The organism is Aliarcobacter faecis (assembly GCF_013201705.1).
GTDB lineage: Bacteria > Campylobacterota > Campylobacteria > Campylobacterales > Arcobacteraceae > Aliarcobacter > Aliarcobacter faecis.
The window spans coordinates 1,286,079-1,308,030 of sequence record NZ_CP053837.1; the positions used below are offsets into that span (position 1 = coordinate 1,286,079).

Genomic DNA, 21,952 nt, shown 5'->3' on the forward strand with positions numbered 1-21,952 from the left:
CTATCTATTTTCTAAATCAATTTCTTGAGTTTTTTGGTGAATAAATCTATCATCACTTTTATTTGATTTTACATAACTGTGTGATGTTATTGTACAGTTATTCCCTATCATTACTTTTGGAAAAATTGTAGCTTTTGTTCCCATTATAAGATTATTTCCAATTATACAATTCCCATTTATAGCAGCATATGGATATAAAATAGCCCTATCACCAACTATACAATCATGACCTATTGCACTATAAGAATTTAATAAAGCATGTTTTCCTAAAGTAATATTTGCATTAATAATACAAAATGGAGCCATAATCAAACCCTCACCTATTTTTGAACTAGGATTAACATAACAACTAGAATGAATATAGCTAAAAAATTTTGCATTTTGTGATTCAAAATAATCAACAATAATATTTCTCCCTGGATTTTCACCAATAGCAATAATAAAAATATCATCTTTTTGAATTTCATATTCTCTTATTTTTCCTAGATATTTTAGTGACTCATCTAAAATTTCATAATGTTCTTTATAATCAACCAAAATACCTTTTAAATTTATATCAGTTAGTAAACCTTTTGATCTATCATAATTTATATATCCTAAAAGCTCTTTTGCAAAACCACCTGCACCTACTATAATTAAATTTTTCATCTATAAATTTTCCTTAATATTTTTGATAATAGTATCTTGAATATATTTTTCAAGTTCTGCATAAATAGGCAAACAAAGTATTCTTTTACTTATATCTCTTGATATTTTGCACTCTTGTTTTGGCTCAATATACTCTAAAGTATCAAGAGATGGATAAAAATATCTTCTTGGAAATATCTGTTTCTCATTTAAAGCTTTTTGCACTTTTAAAAGTTGCTCTTCACTTTTAAAAACTACTGGAAAATAGCTGTAATTTTCTGTAGCATTTTTATTTTGCTCTTGAAATTGAACTAAATCTTTTAACTCTTTTCTATAATTTTCTAAAATATCTTTTCTTCTTTCTTTTATCTCTTCTATGTCATCTAGTACACAAAGTCCCATTGCAGCTTCAAACTCATTCATCTTTGCATTTGTACCTAAATGTAGTATTTCTTCAGTATTTTTGATACCAAAATTAATTAAATATCTTGCTTTTTGTACTAAATTATCATCATTTATAATAATCGCTCCTCCTTCAATACTATGAAAAAGTTTTGTTGCATGAAAACTAAGAGTTGAAATATCTCCATAGTTTAATACACTTTTATCTTTATACTTTACATCAAAAGCATGTGCTGCATCATAAATTACTTTCAAATTGTATTTATTTGCTATTTGTTCTATTTTTTCTACTTCACAAGCATTTCCAAATACATGTACAGGAAGTATTGCTGATGTATTTGGAGTAATTAAATTTTCTATATTCTTTGGATCAAGATTAAAAGATTTTTCATTAATATCTCCAAATATAGGTAAAATATTATTTGTAACAAGTGAACTTGTTGTTGCTACAAATGAAAAAGGAGTAGTGATAACAAAACCTCTTATATCTAAAGTTCTATAAGCTATTTCTAAAGCAACTGTCCCATTTGATACTAAAATTAGATTTTTAACACCTAAATATTCAGCAAGTCTTTTTTCAAGCCTTTGAACTAATGGACCATTATTTGTAAGCCATCCATTTTCATATATCTCATCTATATAAGCTTTATATTTATCTTTATTTGGTAGATACGATTTTGTTACATTTATCATTGTTTTATTCCATATTTATTTAAATACCACTCAATAGTTTTAACTATTCCTGTATCAAAGTTTTCATCTGCTTTCCATCCAAGTTCATTCTCTAATTTACTTGCATCTATTGCATATCTTCTATCATGTCCTGCTCTATCTTCTACAAATCTAATTAATTCTTTATAGCTTTTATCTTTTGGAATTTCTTTATCTAAAATCTCACAAATCCTATTCACTATTTGAAGGTTTGTTCTCTCATTTCTCCCTCCAATATTATATGTTTCTCCAGTTTTTCCATTATGGTAAACTAAATCTATTCCTTTACAATGATCTAATACATACAACCAATCTCTTATATTTTTTCCATCACCATATATTGGTATTGGATTTCCTTTTAATGCATTTCTTATAATAGTTGGTATTAGTTTCTCATCATGTTGTTTTGGTCCATAATTATTTGAGCAGTTTGTAATAACTGTATTTAGTCCAAAAGTTTCATGATATGCTCTTATTATCATATCACTAGATGCCTTTGAAGCTGAATATGGAGAGTTTGGAGAATAAGGAGTGTTTTCTGTAAATAAATCATTTGGATCTTCTGATAGTGTTCCATACACTTCATCTGTTGATATATGATGAAATCTACAATTTTGATATTTTTCTTTATAAACAAATGGTTTATCTATCCAATATCTTTTTGCTACATCAACCAAAGTATAAGTTCCATTTACATTTGTTTGAACAAACACACCTGGATTTTTTATAGAGTTATCTACATGAGATTCAGCTGCAAAATGAATAATACCTTGTATATCATATTCAGTAAAGATAAATTCTATTAATTCTCTATTACAGATATCACCTTTTATAAATTTATATTTAGGATTATTTTCACACTCTTTTAAATTTTCCAAATCTCCTGCATAAGTTAAAAGGTCTAAGTTTACAAGATTATAATTTTGATATTTTTCTAGAAAATATGGTACAAAATTTGAACCTATAAATCCAGCACATCCTGTTACTAGTATTGTTTTATTATTGTTATTGAACATTATCTTCCTTTACCAAATCATAAAGATATTGTCCATATCCATTTTTAGAAAGTGGTTTTGCAATTTCTAAAATCTTTTCTTTATTTATCCAACCATTCTTATATGCTATTTCTTCCAAATAAGCTATTTTATAACCTTGTCTATGCTCTATTGTCTGTACAAATTGTCCAGCTTCAATCAAACTATCATGAGTTCCTGTATCAAGCCATGTAAATCCTCGACCTAAAAGCTCTACTTTTAGTTTATTTCTTTTTAGATATTCTTGATTTACAGTTGTTATTTCTAGTTCCCCTCGATTGCTTGGTTTTACATTTTTTGCTATTTCTACAACACTATTATCATAAAAATATAGTCCAGTTACTGCAAAATTTGATTTTGGATTATTTGGTTTTTCTTCTATACTTACAGCTACACCAAATCTTTGTGGGTCTTTTACTTGATATCCAAATACTACTGCACCATCTTTTATTAAAGCTGCTTTTTTAAGCATTGGAGAAAACCCTTGACCATAAAAGATATTATCCCCTAAAATCAAACAAACACTATCATCTCCTATAAACTCTTCACCTAAAATAAATGCTTGTGCTAGTCCATCTGGGCTTGGTTGGATTTTATATTCTAATTTTATTCCCCAATCACTTCCATTTCCCAAAAGTTCTTCAAATCTTGGTAAATCCTCAGGTGTCGAAATAATAAGTATTTCTTTAATTCCAGCTAACATTAGAACAGAAAGAGAATAATATATCATTGGTTTATCATATATTGGAAGTAATTGTTTACTTATACTTCTTCTTACTGGATATAGTCTTATCGCACTCCCTCCTGCTAATATTATCCCTTTCATTTACTTATAACTTCCCATCAGCTTCATCTAAAATAGATTTTATATCAAATACTATATTTTCATTTGTTTTAAGTTTTAATTGTTTAAATTCATTATGAGCTACAGCTAAAACGATTGCTTTATATTTATCTATATTTAATTCTTTTATTAGTTTTAGATTATATTCATGTTCTACTTCTTTTGTATCTGCCCATGGATCATAAATATCTATATTACATCCAAATTCTTGTAGTTCTTCTATAACATCAATTACTCTAGAATTTCTTATATCTGGACAATTTTCTTTAAAAGTAATTCCTAATACTAATACTTTTGAACCTTGCATTTTATGACCTTTTTTTATCATAAGCTTTATTACTTGATTTGCTACATATATACCCATATTATCATTTAGCTTTCTTCCTGCTAGAATAATTTCTGGGTTATATCCTATACTTTGAGCTTTATGAGTAAGATAATATGGATCAACACCTATGCAGTGTCCTCCAACAAGACCTGGTTTAAATGGTAAAAAATTCCACTTCGTTCCAGCTGCAGCTAAAACATCATTTGTATTGATACCAAGTTTATTAAAAATAATTGCTAATTCATTTACAAAAGCTATATTTATATCCCTTTGAGAGTTTTCTATAACTTTTGCAGCTTCAGCAACTTTTATTGTAGGTGCCAGATGAGTACCAACTGTTATAATACTAGCATATAGTTCATTCACTTTTTTACCAATTTCAGGAGTACTTCCAGAAGTTACTTTAAGTATTTTTGTAACAGTATGTTCTTTATCTCCTGGATTGATTCGCTCTGGACTATATCCACAGAAGAAATCAATATTAAATTTTAAATTTGAAAATTTTTCTAAAATAGGAACACAATCTTCTTCTGTTGCTCCTGGATAAACAGTAGATTCATATATAACAATATCATCTTTTTTAAGTACTTTTCCAACTGTTTCACTAGCTTTTATAAGTGGAGTTAAATCTGGTCTTCTATTCTTATCAATTGGCGTTGGAACTGTTACTATATATATATTACAATCTCTTATATCATCAATATGTAAAGTAAACTTCATACCATTTTTTATAGCTTCATTCACTTGCTCTTTTGATAATTCCAATGTTCTATCATATCCACTTGATAATTCATCAATTCTCCATTTTGATATATCAAACCCTACTACTTCATATTTACTACTAAAAGCATGAGCCAAAGGAAGTCCAACATACCCAAGACCAATTACACAAATTTTACTCATCTTATTTTATTTCCTTTCTTATCGTATCCAAAAAATTCTAAATACCAATCTACAAATCTATTAATACCATCTTGTATTGGTGTTGCTGGTTTATAATCCAAATCTTGTACCAAATCACTTACATCTGCATATGTTGCTGGTACATCTCCAGCTTGAATTGGCATCATATTTTTATCTATTATTTTTCCAAGTTTATTTTCAATAGCAGTTATAAAATCCATAAGTTTTACTGGATTATTATTCCCAATATTATAAACTTTATAAGGTGCTGAAGAAGTTGAAATTTGTCCTGTTTTTCCATTCCACTTTTCATCTTTTTTTGCAGGATTATCTATAACTCGAATTACTCCTTCAACAATATCATCTATATATGTAAAATCTCTTAACATTTCACCATTATTAAATACATCTATTTTTTTTCCTTCAAGAGCTGCTTTTGTAAATAAAAATAGTGCCATGTCAGGTCTCCCCCAAGGTCCATAAACTGTAAAAAATCTTAGACCAGTAGTTGATATTCCAAAAAGATGGCTATAAGTGTGAGCCATAAGTTCATTTGATTTTTTACTTGCAGCATAAAGGCTTATTGGGTGGTCTACATTGTGATTTGTAGAAAAAGGAAGTTCTTCATTTAATCCATAAACAGATGAACTACTTGCATAAGATAGATTTTTTACTACATTATGTCTACAAGATTCTAGAATATTCATAAACCCTATAATATTACTTTGCATATAAGCATCTGGATTTGTAAGGCTATATCTAACCCCTGCTTGAGCTGCAAGGTTACAAACTGCATCAAACTTTTGCTCTTTAAAAAGTTTCATCAGAACTTCTTTATCTTCAAGATTTAGTTTTATAAATTTATAATTTTTATCTATTTTTGAAGTTATTAACTCTCCATAAACTATATTTTTTCCCTCTTCAAAGGCATTTATGATTCCAGCTCTTTGAAGTCTTCCATATTTTACATTTACATCATAGTAGTCATTTATATTGTCAAGTCCTATGACTTCATCTCCTCTTTCAAGAAGTTTTATAGCCAAATGACTTCCTATAAATCCTGCTGTTCCTGTTACTAGTATTTTCATATTTTTCCCTTTATTTAACTATCACTTCTAAAAATATCTCTAGTATAAACCTTATCTTCTACATTTTTAAGGTTTCCACTTTGTCTATTTGCTACTATTACATCTGAAATAGTTTTAAACTCATCTAAATCTTTTATTACTTTTGAGTTAAAAAAATTATCTTCATTTAATACAGGTTCATATATTACTACTTCTATACCTTTTGATTTTATTCTTTTCATTATTCCTTGTATTGCACTACTTCTAAAGTTATCTGAGCCTGTTTTCATAACAAGTCTATAAATTCCCACAACTTTGGGATTTTTATTTATAATTGAATCTGCTATAAAATCTTTTCTTGTAGAGTTTGATTTTACAATAGCTTCTATTAGATTACTTGGCACATTACTATAATTTGCTAAAAGTTGTTTTGTATCTTTTGGCAAACAGTATCCACCATATCCAAAGCTTGGATTATTATAGTGTGTTCCAATTCTTGGATCTAATCCTACACCATCGATTATTTGTTTTGTATTAAGATTGTGAATTTGAGCATAAGAGTCTAATTCATTAAAATATGCAACTCTCATAGCAAGGTAAGTATTTGAAAATAGTTTTATAGCTTCAGCTTCAGTTGAATCTGTAAATAAAATTGGAATATCTTTTTTTATAGCACCTTGTGATAGTAAAGAAGCAAAAAGTTCAGCTCTTTTACTTTTTTCACCTACAATTATTCTACTTGGATATAAGTTATCATATAATGCTTTTCCTTCTCGCAAAAACTCTGGAGAGAAGATTATATTATTTGTATTAAATTTCTCTTTTAAGTTTTTTGTATATCCAACAGGAACAGTTGATTTTATGATCATAGTTGCATTTGAGTTTATTTCTAAAATATCTTTTATAACTGCTTCAACACTTTTTGTATTAAAGTAGTTTGTTTGAGAATCATAATCTGTTGGAGTTGCTATGATTATAAAATCTGCATTTTTATAAGCTTCATTTTTGTCTAAAGTTGCTTTGAAGTTTATGTTGTCTTTTTTCAAATACTCTTCAATTTCTTTATCTTCAATAGGAGATACTTTTTTATTTAATATTTCTACTTTTTGCGGGATTATATCTAGTGCTATTACTTGATTATGTTGTGCTAATAATAAGCCATTCGAAAGCCCTACATATCCTGTCCCTACTATTGCTATTTTATAAGTCATCTTTATTATCCCCCTAAAGATTTTCAAGTTTTAAAAAAGAAATAATATAAAATTTTATCTTAATTTATGGTTTAGCTTAAATTTTCATAAGGAAACTTTTTGTTCTTTTTCCATAAGATTTGTCTTTCCACATCGAGGACATGGGTTTCCAGAGTTTGAATGACAAGAGTAACAAAACATAGTTGTACAAGTTTCACAACTAAGTTTGCAATGTTTACAAACATAAGTTTTTTCTCTTTTAAATCTCTTTTTCTTACCAAATAGCCATCCAAACATACAAATCCTTTTTTTAATAAATATAGTATATTTGATATAAAAACTATTTATAATGATTTATATCAAGCATTTATATAAGAGAGTAAATAAGTTTTGATAAGATTTTTTTCAAATCATTTTGCTCTTTTGAACTAAGAATTGAAAAAGAATCATCAAGTCTAATAGATGTCTTTTTCACACAATCTTCTATTAGAAGAATTCCATTTTGAGTCAAAGTAACTAAAGTTTTCCTTTTATCATCTTTTGAAATGTCTCTTTTTATAAGATCTCTATCTTGAAGTTTTTTTAATACCTTTGTCATACCACCAGAAGAAAAAATAGTAGCATCATAAAGTTCAGTTGGAGTTAGTGAGTGTTCAATATTATTAAAATATAAAGCTGCCAATACATCAATATCAGAATGTAATAAATCATAATTACTCTTAAAAAAGGCCTCCGAACTATTATGCAAGCTCTTTGTAATTAATAACATAGGTAATGATAGAGTAAAAACTTCATGACATTCATTTTGTGATACTCTTTGGTAAAAATCATCTAAATATTTCTTATTCATAGGTAGAATTTTAGCAAAATAATCTTTAAATTATCTTTCTAGCAAGATAAACTTAAGATAAAAGAAGATAAAATTCACCTTTATTTAAAAAGGAGTAATCTTGAAAAAATTATATTTTTCTTTTTTTGTACCTCTTTTTTTATATAGCCAAAATTTAGATGAATTAGTAAATTTATCTATTGAAAATAAGCTAATAGATGCTTCAGTTCAAAATATTGAAGCAGTAAAAGAAGATTATAAAAGCGTACAAAGTGGATATTTACCAAAACTAGATGTTGGTGCTGGATATTTTTATACAGAAAAAGAGAGTGCAAGTGCAGCTCAGCAAAGAGTAAATGCTTATGGTAGCGTAAACTATTTACTCTATGATGGAGGAAAAAAATCAGATATTTATGACTCTTATGCAAACAGTATAAAAAGTAGTGAAAAAAGCCTAGAAGCACTTAAAAATGATTTATCTTTAAATGTAGTAAACTATTATTATAACTATTTATCTCTACTAGCTCAAAAAGATACTAAACTTCAAGAAATAGCAGAATTAAATGCACAAAAAGAGAGAATCTCAAGATTTTTTGATGCAGGAAGTACAACAGAAGATGAACTTCAAAAAATTATTTCAAGAGTTGAAAATGCAAATGTAAATTTACAAGAGATAGAACTTCAACTTACTACAATTTTACACAATCTTGAGTATATAACTGGGAATTCTGTAAGTATAAGTGAAGGTTCAAAAATTGAACTTTTAGATAAGCAAAAAGAGCAAAATCTAAGATTTGACATTCAAGCTTTAGAGTATGATATAAAAACAAAACAAAATAATGCAAATGCTCAAAAAAGCGGTTATTTACCAACTATTACACTAGATAATACTTTTACATATTATGATAATGAATATAAAAATAAAAATTTAGCTCAAAATAATATTGACCATCAAAATGTAGCAAGTGCAAATATGAAATGGAATATCTTCTCTTTTGGAGAGACTAAACATAAGGTAGAGTCAAAACAAAAAGAGTATTTAGCAAGTAAATCAAAATATGAGTATGAAAAGAATAGAGCAAATGTAGATTTACAATTAGCACTTAAATCTTATGAGATAGCAAAAGCGAAAATAAAATCTAGTGAAGCAAATATAAAAGCTTCTCAAAGTGCTTATGAAATAATAAAATCAAAATTTGAAAATGGACTTATAGATAATGTTGCATTTTTACAAAGTTTAACAGAAAAATATGATGCAATAAGTCAACACAAAACAGCTTTAAATGATTTAGAAATAAAAAAAGCAAATATTATTTACCATAGTGGTGAGAAATTACAGGAGTATATAAAATGATAAGAAAATCGATAATTACAATATCTTTACTTTTTGGATTAAACAATCTAATGGCAAATGAAGCACCTGCACTGCCTGTAGAAACTTTTAAAGTTACACAGCAAACAAACACTACAAATAAAACTTATCCAACTATTCTAAAAGCTTATGAACAAGTTGATGTTATGGCGAGAGTTTCAGGGACTTTAACAAAAAAACATTTTACAGAAGGGGATTTTGTAAAAAAAGGAACTCTTTTATATAGTATAGAACCAGATACTTATCAAGCAATTTTAAATGTAAAAAAAGCAAATTTTATAAAAGCAAAAAAAGATTATGAAAGAGCAAAAACTCTTATAGCTTCAAAAGCAATCAGCCCTCAAGCTTATGATGATTATACTTTTCAATATGATAGTGCAAAAGCAGCTTTAGATGAAGCTCAAATAAACCTAAATTATACAAAAGTTGTTGCTCCAATAGATGGAATTATTGGAATAAAACATCATGACGTTGGAGATTTAGTTGGAAGTAATGCAAATAATTCACTTCTTGTTACTATTACAAATACAGATCCTATTCATGCAGAATTTTCTTTACCAAAAGATGATATAAATAAATATCTTTCTCAAATCAAAGGTGACTCTGTAAAAATAAATCTTTTAATAAATGGTAAAAAATATGAAGGTGGAGTAATTGATTTTATCTCTCCTATAATTGATGCCTCAACAGATACTCTTCTAGTTAGAGCAAAATTTGAAAATAAAAATGCAGATTTAATAGCTGGAAATTTCACAAAAATAGAAATTGACAATTTATCTTTAGGAGATGTTTTTGTTGTGCCTGAAAATGCTGTTATTAAAACTGCCCAAGCAAGTATAGTAATGGTAATAGATGAAAATAATATAGCAAAACCGAGACCTGTTCTTGCTGGTGATTTAGTTGAAAATGGAGTTGTTATAAAAGGTGGTTTAAAAATAAATGAGCAAATTGCTATTAGTAATCTTGCGAAATTAAGACCTGAAACAAAAGTTCAAATAGTAAATAAAGAGAAATAGTTATGATTTCAGCATTCTTTATAAAAAACCCCGTTTTTGCTGGTGTTTTAAGTATAATTATTTTCCTTGTTGGGTTAATCTCTATGGTTAATCTTCCAATTGAACAATCCCCTAGGGTTTTACCTCCACAAATTATTGTTAGTACTGCTTATCCAGGGGCTAGTGCAGATACTATTGCAAAAACTGTTGCTGCACCTCTTGAAGAGCAAATAAATGGTGCAAAAAATATGCTTTATATGAACTCTCAAGCAGAAGATAGTGGAAGATTAAGTATAAATGTATTTTTTGAAGTTGGAACAGATCCAGACCAAGCAAAAATCGATGTAAATAATAGAGTTCAAGCAGCACTTGCATCTATGCCTGAGCAAGTAAAAAGACAAGGTGTAGTTGTTGGAGAGAAAAGCCCTAGTATTTTACTTTTTGCTATGCTTCAATCTCCAAATAAGACTTATGACTCTTTATATCTTTCAAACTATGCTCTTTTAAATATGGTTGAAACTCTAAAAAGAGTTGAAGGTGTTGGAGATGCAATGATTTTTGGAGCAAAAGATTACTCTATTAGAATCTGGATTGATCCTGCTAAATTATCAAAATATTCTCTTGCAACAACTGATGTAATTACAGCTATTCAAGAACAGAACAATCAATATGCAGCTGGAAAAATTGGTGCTGAACCACTTGAAAATAAACAGATGTATACATATACTATTCGAACTCCTGATAGATTTAGTGATCCTAATCAATTCTCAAATATTGTTATTAGAGCAAATGAAGATGGAAGTAGTTTAAAATTAAAAGATGTTGCAACTGTTGAATTAGGAGCTAGCTCTTACGGTGTTCAAACAAGATTAAACAATTCTCCATCTATTCCAATTGGAGTATTTTTACAAAGTGGAGCTAATGCTTTAGATACTGCAAAAGCCATAAAAAAAGCACTTGAAGATGCAAGTAAAAACTTCCCTCAGGATATGACTTATAGTATCCCTTATGATAGTACAGATTTCATTGTTGCTTCTATTGAAGAAGTTGTAAAAACATTTGTTGAAGCACTTTTACTTGTTATTTTAATTATTTTCATCTTCTTACAAAGCTGGAGAGCAACTATTATTCCTTTAATCGCTGTTCCAATATCTATTGTTGGAGCTTTTGCAGGAATGTATGTTTTAGGATTTAGTATCAATCTTCTAACTCTTTTTGGTCTTGTTCTTGCTATTGGAATTGTTGTTGATGATGCTATTATTGTTATTGAAAACATTGAAAGACATATGGAAGAAGGAAAAACTCCACTTGAATCAGCATATATTGCTATGAAAGAGGTAACAGGTGCTCTAATCGCCATTATTTTAGTTTTAGGTGCAGTTTTTATACCTGTTGCATTTATGGGTGGTTTATCAGGAGAGATGTATAGACAATTTGCCATAACAATAGTTATTTCAGTTATAATTTCAGGATTTGTTGCTATTACTTTAACACCATCTTTATGCGTAAGAATATTAAAAAATAAAAAACATGAACCAAAAGGCTTTGCAAAATGGTTCAATAATATGTTTGATAAGTTTACAAGTGGATACTCTTTTATAGTTAAAAAAACAATTAGATTCTCTTTAATATCTATTCTACTTTTTGGTGGATTACTATTTGTTTCATGGGATATGTTTAAATCTATGAAGACAGGACTTATTCCAGATGAAGATCAAGGAACAATATTTGTATTTGGATTTAACCCTCCAGGTTCTTCACTTTCAAGAACACTTAGTTTAAGTGAAGAGATAAATGCAATAATTGAAAAAGATCCTAATGTAAATAATATAATAACTCTTGCAGGATATGATTTTACAACATCAGCAGAAAGAACTCATACTGTTGCAACTATTATTAAATTAAAAGATTGGAGTTTAAGACCAAATCCAGACCAAGATGCACAAGCACTTTTAAAGAAATTTAGTAAACAATTAATGGGTACTAGTGAAGGTTTCTCTTTTGCAGTTGTTCCACCTCCAATTATGGGGATGAGTGTTACTGGTGGATTTGATATGTATGTTCAAGATAGAAATGGAAGATCAATAGAAGAACTTGGAAATGCTGTAAATCAAATCATTGCAAAAGCAAGTACAAGACCTGAATTAGTTGGTGTTAGAACTTCATTAGCTGCAAATATCCCTCAGTTTAAAATCGATGTAGATATTGAAAAAGCAAAAGCAAAAGGGGTAAATGTAAATGATATTTATAGCACTATAAATGCAACTTTTGGAAGCTTTTATGTAAATGATTTCTCACTTTATGGAAGAACTTATAAGGTAAATTTACAAGCAATTGAAGAGTATAGAAATAATATAAATAATATGCAAAATATATTTGTGAGATCTAAAAATGGTGAACTTTTACCACTTAACTCTTTTGTTACGGCAAAACAACAAGTTGGAGCGGATTTAATAGAGAGATTTAACCTTTTCCAAGCTGCAAAAGTTTCAGGACAACCAGCTCCTGGATATAGTTCTGGAGATGCTTTAAATGCTATTGAAGAAGTTGCAAATGAAGTTTTACCTAGTGGTTATACAATTTCATGGGTAGGAACTGCTTATCAAGAGAAACAAATTGGTGGAAGTTCAGCACAAGCATTTATCTTTGGTATTGTATTCTTATTCCTAATTCTTGCAGCTTTATATGAAAGATGGTTATTACCAATTTCAGTTGTTTTAGCTGTTCCTTTTGCTATATTTGGAGCAATCTTAGCTACAAATATAAGAGGATTAGATAATAATATCTATTTCCAAATTGGACTTTTAGTTCTTGCTGGACTTGCTGCTAAAAATGCTATTTTGATTGTAGAGTTTGCTTTACAAAAAAGAAAAGAAGGGTTTAATCTTGTTGATGCAGCACTAGAAGCTGCAAAAGTGCGATTAAGACCAATTATTATGACATCTTTAGCATTTACTATTGGTGTTTTACCACTTGCTATTAGTGGAGGAGCTGGAGCTGCTAGTAAACACTCTATTGGAACAGGTGTTATTGGTGGAATGCTTACAGCAACATTTATAGCAATTATTTTTATCCCACTATTTTATATACTTATCTCTAGATTAAGCCGTGAAAAAGAGGGAAGTATTACAGCAGATTTAAAAAAAGAAGAAAATAGTAATAGTGAGAAATAGCCATTTTTGGCTATTTCTATCAAGATAAAGGGTAGATTATAGATATTTATATAAACATCATGGATAGCTTATTATATATGAGCTATTTTGAAATTATTGCAGTTTTTTTATCTATTCTTTATCTTCTTTTAGCAATTAAGCAAAATGCCTTTGGTTTTATAGCTGCTTTTTTTAGTACCCTAATATACTCTATTTTATTTTTTGATGCAACTTTATTTATGTCTTCACTTTTAAATGCATACTATTTAATTATGGCAATATATGGTTATTATAGCTGGAAAAGAGGGTTTAAAATTGAAAATTCTAAGGAATTAAAGGTTTCAACTCTAACTCTAAAATCTCATATTAAACTCATCATCTTTTTATCTATATTATCTTTCATAGTTGGGTATTTTATGCAAAATTATACAAATGCCTCTTTTGCTTATCTTGATAGTTTTGTAACCATTTTCTCTCTAAGTACTACATATTTACTAACAAAAAAAGTTTTAGAAAACTGGATTTATTGGGTTTTTATAGATAGTTTTGCTATATACTTATACTATCAAAAAGAGTTCTATCTTACAGCCGTTCTATTTTTTATCTACACTATTATGGCTATTTTTGCATATTTTTCTTGGAAAAAGGAGAATTTATCTTGAATATAGAGGAGATAAAAAATCTAAACATTTTTGGGAATCTTAATATTTCAATAGAGATATTAAAATCTCAAGGTTTCAACAATATAAGCTATTTAATCAAAACAAAAAATCAAAACTATGTTTTAAGAGTTTTTAAATCAAATCAAAGTGTAAATATTAGTAGAGAATTTGAGTTTAAAACACAAGAAATGGCAAATAAACTAAATATTGCTCCAAAACCAATTTTTTTAAATGATAATTTTATGATTTATGAATATTTAAATGGTGTGCATAAGGAAAAACTATCAAAAAATGAACTAAAAAATCTTATTTCTACAATAAAAACATTACACTCTATTAAACAAAAATCAAAGAGCTATGACTTCAAAAAAGATTTTAAAAGCTACAAAAAAAACCTTAAAAATAAAAACAGTAAAGATATACTAAAAAAGCTAAAATCAGCTCTTAAAAGATCAAAAAAGTATAAAAAAGAGCTTGTTTTATCACACTTTGATTTAAATCCAAAAAATATTTTGTTTTCACAAAATAGTGTTAGAATAATAGACTGGGAATATGCTGGAACAAATGATAGATTTTTTGATTTGGCTTCTATTTGTATTGAGTTTAAGCTTGATAAAAAAATGGAAAAAGTGGCTTTAAAAAGCTACTTTAAAACTGAAGCTTTAAAAAGAAAAAAGTTCAAATACTATACAAAAAAGCTAGAAACTTTTAAAATAATCTACAAAAGTTTCTGCTATTTATGGTTTAGTTCTCAAAATTTGGCTTAAGAGAAAAAGAGCTTTCTAAAAGCTCTCCCACTCATCAGTTTCTACCTTTTCACTTATTTTTTCAAGCTTTTTTGGTTTTGGTTTTTCAGCACTTATATCCTCAATATTTTTCTTCTCTTTCTTACTATTTTCAATATTTACATAGCTATGTTTTTGCGATACATTTGTCTGCATTTGCTTAGCTTTTACACTATTTTTCCCTATAAACTCTTTTTTATTTGCATCTTCTACTATTAGTCTTGCTATCTCATCAGCATTTAATGCTATATCATTTGTTTGTGAAGCAATAGCTGCATTTTGTTGTGTTTGACGGTCAAGCTCATTTACAGCATCATTTATCTGCTCTATTCCATTTAACTGCTCTTTACTAGACATCTCTACATCATTTATTAAATTTGTAGTTGAAGTAATAGATTCATTTAAACTTTTATAACCAGCTATCATATTTGAAGCTATAAGTTTTCCTTCATTTGCCTTTTGTGTAGCCTCTTGAACTATTCTTTTAATCTCACTCGCAGCTTCAGCACTTCTACTTGCAAGATTTCGTACCTCTTGAGCAACAACTGCAAAACCTTTTCCAGCTTCACCAGCTGTTGCTGCTTCAACTGCTGCATTTAGGCTTAGAATATTTGTTTGGAAAGAGATATTATCTATTACAGAAATTGCCTCATTTACTAGATTTACTTTTATATTTATCTCATCCATAGCAAAAGTTGTCTGATTTGCCAATTTCTCGCCCTCAGTTGATGCTTTTATAATCTCATTTGAGTAACTTGCCATTTTTGCTATATTTTCTGTGTTATTTCTAATATTACTTGTAATCTCTTCAAGAGCTGCGGCTGTCTCTTCAAGTGAAGCTGCTGCCTCATTTGAGCTTAAATTTAATTTATCAACATTTGCCAAAAGAAGTTTTGAACTATCTTCCAAAGTCAATCCATTTGCTTTATTTTCTACCAACATATTGTTTATAATAGTGGCTAGTTCATTTATACCATTTACAATTTTCCCATTATCATTCTCTATTTTCACTCTAAAATCTAACTTAGAAAAACTCTCTAAAACTGCTACAACTTTGTTTATATCAGAACAAACATTTTTTTGAGTAACTTCAAGCATTGCATTAAAGTTATTTTTTAACTCTTCAAGCCCAGTATTATCTGTAATCTTCTCTATTCTACTATTTAAAGAACCTCCTTTAACCTCTTCAACTACTCTTTTTACATCTTGTATCAAAATATCATCTTGTTCTAAAAGCTTTTTTGTTTTTTCAATATTTGTATTTATGACATTTGCCATAGTTCCAAACTCATCTTTACTATCAAGTGTTATAGGAGTTGTTTTATCTGACTCTTTATTTAAAAATGCAAAAAAGCCTAAAAGTCCACCACTAATTGCTGTTAAATTTTTACTTAAAACTTTCATACTATACATAACTATAGCTATTATCAATCCTGTTACAACTAAAGCAAAGATTAAAGAGAAATTTCTCACACTATTTGCCTCTTTCATAAACTCATCAACAGGTACGCTACATGCCAACATCCAATATTTTCCAGTATTTCCAAACTCAAAAGGGTGTGAATAAGTATAAGAGTCTCTACCATCTCTTAAGCTTTTTGTCATAAAATCATAATCCTCACCTTTTATACCTTTTTCAACAATTCCCAAGATTGTAGGATTTGTTGTCAAATTTGAAAAAGGTTTTCCAATAGCTTCACCTCTTGGATGAGATACAACAACTCCGTGAGTTTCATATAAAGATAAATACCCTGTATCAAATAGAACTATTTTTGAAATCCTATCGTTAATAGCTTCAAGAGTAAAATCAACCCCTGTAACTCCTATTATTTTACCATTTACCATAATTGGTGCTGAAATAGTAACCATTAAAACTTTTTTACCACTAGACATCTCATATTCATAAGGAGTTGAAATAGCAACTCTTTTATTATCATAAGCATATTTTATATAAACTTCATTTTTATCAAAATTTGGTAAAGCTTCTAACTCTAAACTACCTTTATTGTTTGTAACTAATGGTTGAAAAGTGCCATTTGGTGCATAATATGGATTTTTATCACTTCCATCATATCTATCAAATATATAACTATCATCTTCAAATCCTATCCAAGCTGTAAATAAAAAGTCATTTTGTTTCAAAATATCTTTGTAAGATTCAACCATCCCAGCTTTTGTCAAAGTCTCTTTTGTATTTATAGCAATTTCTACTCTATTTACCATAGATTGTACAATTTTTATTGTACTATCAAAAACTGCTTTTTCTTCATTTGCATAAGATTTAACAGTCGCTTTTATATAGTTTTTTGCTTGTAAATCTGCGTTTTCATACGAATAGCTAGTTATAAAATATATCATAGCTCCCAAAGAAACTATTACTGTACCGACCAAAATTAGCAGTAATTTTGTACCGAAATTTGTATTTCTCATTATCTTTATATCTCCATTTCAATTGTATCTGTCTAAGATTTTATCCTTTTTTTTTCAAAGTCTCTTATAGAAGTAATGATACTATTTATAAAAATCTTCCAAATCGTAGTAAAAAAGTAACACCATAAGTAAAAGAGTAACACTATAGATAATATATTTATAAAATCTACAATTTAATTGGATTTTTGATACTATTCAAAAATGAATTTAGAAGAGAAACTCAAACAACTCCCAAATAATGCTGGTGTTTATCAATACTTTGACAATAGTGGACATCTTTTATATATAGGAAAAGCAAAAAATCTAAAAAATAGAGTAAAAAGTTACTTTAAATTTAGCCCTACTTTACAAGCTTCTACTGATTTAAGTCCAAGAATATTCAAGATGATTAGTGAAACCTCTTTTATAGAGTGGATAGTTGTTCCAAATGAACATGATGCTTTAATTTTGGAAAACTCTCTAATAAAACAGCTAAAACCAAAATATAATGTACTTTTAAGAGATGACAAAACATACCCTTATATCTATATAAATTTAAATGAAGATTTTCCCAGACTTGAAATTACTAGAAAAATAGAAAAAGGTAAAAATATAAAATATTTTGGTCCATATTCAAGTGGTGCAAAAGATATGCTTGATAGTATCTATGAGATAGTTCCTCTTGTACAAAAAAAATCCTGTATTAAAGGAAAAAAAGCTTGTCTTTTTTATCAAATAGAAAAATGTTTAGCTCCTTGTGAAGGTAAAATAGATAAAGATGGGTACAAAAAACTTTTAGATGAAGCTTTAACATATATTTATAATAAAATAAAATTAATATCAAAACTAAAAGAAAAAATGCAATTTTACTCAGAAAATTTTAGATTTGAAGAGGCAATGAACTTACGAGATAGAATAAAAACTATTGAAAAATCTCAAATAAAAACTGGTATTGATTTAGCAACAAATGAAGATTTAGATATCTTTGCTATAAAAGTTTCAAATAAAAAAGCAGCTCTTGTAAGAATGTTTATAAGAGATGGTAAACTTGCTTCTTCAAACTATGATTTTATAAAAATAGATGATGAATTAGAGTTTGATTTAGATGAAGCTTATAAAAGGGCTATTATAAACTACTATTCAAATGATTTACCAATTATTCCAAAAGAGATAATTGTAGCCGATGAACTTAGTGAAGTAGAGTGTATTGAAGAATTTTTACAACAAAGATTTAGTAAAAAAATAAAAATAGTAAACCCAAAAATAGATAAAAAATCTACAATTATAAAAATTGCTTTAAATAACTGTGATGAACTTTTAAGACTTGAAAATATTAAAAATGAGAACTCTATTTATGAAGAACTTAAAGAACTATTTTCTCTAAGAACTACTCCAAATATAATAGAAGCTTTTGACAATTCTCATTTAATGGGACAAGCAACAGTTGGGGCAATGATTGTTTGGAATGAAAATTTAAACTCCTTTGATAAAAAAGCTTTTAGACACTACAATCTTGACTCAAAATATGAGTATTCTCAAATGAGGGAGATGTTAATAAGAAGAGTTGAAAGTTTTAGCAAAAATCCAGCTCCTGATTTGTGGGTAATTGATGGTGGTGAAACTTTGCTAAAACTTGCTTTTGATATTATAAAAAGTGTTGGAGTAAATTTAGATATTATTGCAATTGCTAAAGAGAAAATTGATGCAAAGGCACATAGAGCAAAAGGTAGTGCAAAAGATATAATTCACTATAAAAATGAAAAAGATGAGTTCAAAAACTTTAACTTACCTACAAGTGATAAAAGACTACAATTCGTACAAAGATTAAGAGATGAAGCTCATAGATTTGCAATAAGTTTTCATAAAAAACAAAAAAGAGTTCAAGATAAACAGATATCTTTACTTCAAATCAAAGGTATAGGTGAAGCAAAAATCAAAAAACTTCTTTTATATTTTGGAGAGTTTGACAAAATAAAAAGTTCATCTTTTGATGAATTAAAAAATGTTTTAAATGAAATAGATGCACAAAATATAATTGACTATTTTAAAAAGGAAGAGTGTGGCAAAAATATTATTAAATAAAAAAAATCTTTTTTATAATCTTGAAGTTATTAGTAAAAAAGCAACAAATAAAAATAAAATTGCTGTTGTTTTAAAAGATAATGCTTATGGTCACGGGTTAATTGAAATAGCAAAATTATGTTATGAATTTGGGATAGAAAAAGCAGTTGTAAGAACTATAGAAGATGCAAGAAAAATAGAAAGTTATTTTTCATATATTTTAGTTCTAGCAGACCAAACTTTTCACAACTATTCACATACTTTTCACATAGCAATAAATAGTTTAGATGATATAGAAAAAGTACCACAAAATGCAAATGTTCATCTCAAAATTGATACAGGAATGCACCGAAATGGAATAGCAATAGAAGATATAGAAGTGGCTATTTTAGGGCTTCTTAAACATAAAGCCAATATTACAGGGGTTTTCACACATCATAGAGGTGCTGATACTCTAAGTACGGATTTCTTCTGGCAAAAAGAGAATTTTTCTCTTGTAAAAAATAGTGTAAAAAATATATGTGAAAAACTTTTATTACCTCTCCCCTCTTTTCACTCTTGCAATTCAGCAGGGCTTTTTAGAGAGTCAAATTTTGAAAATTTAAACGAAGATTTTGCTAGAGTTGGAATTGCAACTTATGGATATTTAGACAATGATGGAGTATTTGATTTTCCAAAGCTAAAACCTGTTATGTCATTATGGGCTTCTAAAATGGCAACTAGATATTTAAAAAAAGGGCAAAGTATTGGATATGGTGGAAAATTTACAGCAACAGAAGATATGGTAGTAAGTACTTATGATATAGGATATGGAGATGGGTTTTTAAGACTAAATGAAGAAGATAGCTACACAACTCCTAAGGGATTTAAAGTTTTAGGAAGAGTCTCAATGGATAATCTATCTTTAAATAGTAACGAAAATAATATTTGCTTATTTGATGATGTTACTACTTTAGCAAAAATCCATAAAACAATTACTTATGAAATAACTTGTAGCCTAAAAGAGAATATAAAAAAAGAGATTTTACTATAATAAAATATTAAAATAATTTTTTAGAGGAAGATTTTATGGATATAAATTACTATAAAGAGAAGTTAGAACAGTTACAAAAATTATCGAAAACTGGTTTTTGGGAGCTTGATTTAAAAAGCAATAAAATCACCTACTCTAGTGAAATTTATAATATTTTAGAAATAGACAAAGATACTTTTTCACATAAGTATGAAGACTTTTTGAATATTGTAGATTCTAAAGATAGAGAAGCGGTAAATAATTTTTATCTTGACTCCCTAAAAAATATAGAAAAAGAGTATAGCTTTAAACATAAAATTATTACAAAATCTGGAAAAATAAAATATTTAGAGCAAAAATATGAAGTAAAATTTGATGAAAAAAGTTCTCCTATAGCTTTTTTTGGAACAACACAAGATATAAGTGAACAAGAATTTTATAAAAAAAAGTTAGAAGAAGATTTAAAACAGATAAAAAAACAACAAAATGAACTTGAAGCTATATTTAATAACACAATAGATGGTTTAGCAATAATTGATTTAGAGACAAATTTTATAAAAGTAAATAAAACTTATTGTGAAATTACAGGACTTAGTGAAAAAGAACTTTTAAATACAAGTTGCTTAAATCTTACTGCTCCTGAATATTTAGAAGAATCAAAATTAAGCTTTGAAGAATTTTTAGCTACAAATACCTCAAAACCATTTGAAAAAGTTTGTGTCATCAATGACAAAAATATTGAAGTTATGCTCTATCCTTATAGAATTGATGAAAATCATATTATGGTAAATATGAAAGATATTTCAAGAGATAAGTTAATCCAAGAGCAATCAAGACTTATCTCAATGGGTGAAATGGTAGGAAATATTGCTCATCAATGGAGGCAACCATTAAGTATAATCACATCAATAGCTAGTTCAATAAAAGTTCTTAATAATCTAAAAAAGATTGAGAGTGAAGATTTAGATAAAAATATGCAAAAAATTATGGAGCAATCAAACTATCTATCTGATACTATTGATGATTTTAGGAATTTCATAGTAAATACAAGTGATTTAGAAAATCTTAGCATAATAAAAACTCTTAAAAAATCTCTATCTCTACTTGATTCTGCTATAAAGATGAATAAAATTAGAGTTATTACAGACTTTAGAGATGATTTAATAATCTCTGGTTTTCAAAATGAGTTAATCCAATCTTTTATAAATATTTTAAATAATTCAAAAGATGCTATTATAGAAAATGTAGTAAACACAAAAGATAGATTAATTTTAATATGTAGTAAAAAAATTGATGAAGGAGTTAAAGTAGAGATTAAAGATAGTGGTGGTGGAATAGAAGAAGATATCTTAGATAGAATTTTTGAACCTTATTTCACAACAAAACATCAAAATTTTGGAACAGGAATAGGACTTGCTATGACTCATAAATTTATTACTCAAAGACACAAAGCTTCTATAAAAGCAAATAATATAAATTTTTCATTTAAAGAAAAAGAGTATAAAGGAGCATCTTTTGTTATAATTTTTGAAGATAATTTAAAACCAAAAGATTTTAAAGAGAGTTAAG

General features: G+C 27.7%; 18 protein-coding genes. 8 read left to right on the plus strand and 10 right to left on the minus strand.

The genetic code is table 11. The features are described from left to right. The 9 genes from AFAEC_RS06550 to AFAEC_RS06590 form a co-directional block, all read right to left on the minus strand. Complete coding sequence (locus tag AFAEC_RS06550) at positions 1–648, minus strand: PglD-related sugar-binding protein (RefSeq protein WP_026805544.1); 648 nt, start codon at positions 646–648, stop codon at positions 1–3. Beyond that, on the minus strand, positions 649–1,722 hold the full coding sequence (locus AFAEC_RS06555; RefSeq protein ID WP_026805543.1) for a DegT/DnrJ/EryC1/StrS family aminotransferase: 1,074 nt from the start codon (positions 1,720–1,722) through the stop codon (positions 649–651). It lies immediately after the preceding gene. Next, positions 1,719–2,756 (minus strand): dTDP-glucose 4,6-dehydratase, encoded by a 1,038-nt coding sequence (gene rfbB, locus AFAEC_RS06560; protein ID WP_026805542.1) that lies wholly within the window; start codon positions 2,754–2,756, stop codon positions 1,719–1,721. The genes AFAEC_RS06555 and rfbB overlap by 4 nt, the downstream gene beginning before the upstream one ends. After that, a complete protein-coding gene (gene rfbA / locus AFAEC_RS06565; RefSeq protein ID WP_026805541.1) occupies positions 2,746–3,600 on the minus strand; it encodes a glucose-1-phosphate thymidylyltransferase RfbA in 855 nt (284 codons plus the stop codon). The genes rfbB and rfbA overlap by 11 nt, the downstream gene beginning before the upstream one ends. A gap of 4 nt (positions 3,601–3,604) precedes the next feature. After that, positions 3,605–4,849, minus strand: coding sequence for a nucleotide sugar dehydrogenase (locus tag AFAEC_RS06570; RefSeq protein WP_026805540.1), 1,245 nt, complete (start codon positions 4,847–4,849; stop codon positions 3,605–3,607). After that, positions 4,846–5,937 (minus strand): NAD-dependent epimerase, encoded by a 1,092-nt coding sequence (locus AFAEC_RS06575; RefSeq protein WP_026805539.1) that lies wholly within the window; start codon positions 5,935–5,937, stop codon positions 4,846–4,848. The genes AFAEC_RS06570 and AFAEC_RS06575 overlap by 4 nt, the downstream gene beginning before the upstream one ends. 14 nt (positions 5,938–5,951) lie before the next feature. Further along, positions 5,952–7,127, minus strand: coding sequence for a nucleotide sugar dehydrogenase (locus AFAEC_RS06580; RefSeq protein ID WP_034216319.1), 1,176 nt, complete (start codon positions 7,125–7,127; stop codon positions 5,952–5,954). Positions 7,128–7,211: 84 nt separating this feature from the next. Continuing rightward, complete coding sequence (locus AFAEC_RS06585) at positions 7,212–7,403, minus strand: hypothetical protein (RefSeq protein ID WP_081754499.1); 192 nt, start codon at positions 7,401–7,403, stop codon at positions 7,212–7,214. Between the two features lie 70 nt (positions 7,404–7,473). Then, complete coding sequence (locus AFAEC_RS06590; RefSeq protein WP_026805536.1) at positions 7,474–7,956, minus strand: MarR family winged helix-turn-helix transcriptional regulator; 483 nt, start codon at positions 7,954–7,956, stop codon at positions 7,474–7,476. A gap of 100 nt (positions 7,957–8,056) precedes the next feature. On the opposite strand from AFAEC_RS06590, the gene AFAEC_RS06595 reads away from it, so the two are divergent. From AFAEC_RS06595 to AFAEC_RS06615, 5 genes are all read left to right on the plus strand, one after another. Then, positions 8,057–9,289 (plus strand): TolC family protein, encoded by a 1,233-nt coding sequence (locus AFAEC_RS06595; RefSeq protein WP_026805535.1) that lies wholly within the window; start codon positions 8,057–8,059, stop codon positions 9,287–9,289. Then, positions 9,286–10,323, plus strand: a complete 1,038-nt coding sequence (locus AFAEC_RS06600; protein ID WP_026805534.1) for an efflux RND transporter periplasmic adaptor subunit — start codon at positions 9,286–9,288, stop codon at positions 10,321–10,323. Before AFAEC_RS06595 ends, AFAEC_RS06600 begins: the two co-directional genes overlap by 4 nt. Positions 10,324–10,325: 2 nt before the next feature. Then, the gene (locus AFAEC_RS06605; protein WP_026805533.1) at positions 10,326–13,475 is read left to right on the plus strand and encodes an efflux RND transporter permease subunit; all 3,150 of its coding nucleotides are present in this window, start codon (positions 10,326–10,328) and stop codon (positions 13,473–13,475) included. Between the two features lie 77 nt (positions 13,476–13,552). Further along, positions 13,553–14,116, plus strand: a complete 564-nt coding sequence (gene pnuC / locus AFAEC_RS06610) for a nicotinamide riboside transporter PnuC (protein ID WP_081754503.1) — start codon at positions 13,553–13,555, stop codon at positions 14,114–14,116. After that, positions 14,113–14,883, plus strand: coding sequence for a choline/ethanolamine kinase family protein (locus AFAEC_RS06615; protein WP_026805531.1), 771 nt, complete (start codon positions 14,113–14,115; stop codon positions 14,881–14,883). The genes pnuC and AFAEC_RS06615 overlap by 4 nt, the downstream gene beginning before the upstream one ends. Positions 14,884–14,898: 15 nt before the next feature. Here the strand turns inward: AFAEC_RS06615 and AFAEC_RS06620 are convergent, their stop codons facing one another. After that, a complete protein-coding gene (locus AFAEC_RS06620) occupies positions 14,899–17,331 on the minus strand; it encodes a methyl-accepting chemotaxis protein (RefSeq protein ID WP_026805530.1) in 2,433 nt (810 codons plus the stop codon). Between the two features lie 201 nt (positions 17,332–17,532). On the opposite strand from AFAEC_RS06620, the gene uvrC reads away from it, so the two are divergent. From uvrC to AFAEC_RS06635, 3 genes are read left to right on the plus strand one after another with little or no spacing between them, the layout of a single operon-like run. Beyond that, entirely contained in the window at positions 17,533–19,392 is a 1,860-nt protein-coding gene (gene uvrC, locus AFAEC_RS06625) for an excinuclease ABC subunit UvrC (protein WP_026805529.1), read from the plus strand. Then, positions 19,370–20,404 (plus strand): alanine racemase, encoded by a 1,035-nt coding sequence (locus tag AFAEC_RS06630; RefSeq protein WP_026805528.1) that lies wholly within the window; start codon positions 19,370–19,372, stop codon positions 20,402–20,404. The genes uvrC and AFAEC_RS06630 overlap by 23 nt, the downstream gene beginning before the upstream one ends. 35 nt (positions 20,405–20,439) lie before the next feature. Continuing rightward, positions 20,440–21,951 carry a PAS domain S-box protein gene (locus AFAEC_RS06635; RefSeq protein ID WP_026805527.1) on the plus strand — a complete coding sequence of 504 codons (1,512 nt, stop codon included), beginning with the start codon at positions 20,440–20,442 and terminating at the stop codon, positions 21,949–21,951. Position 21,952 lies beyond the last annotated feature (1 nt).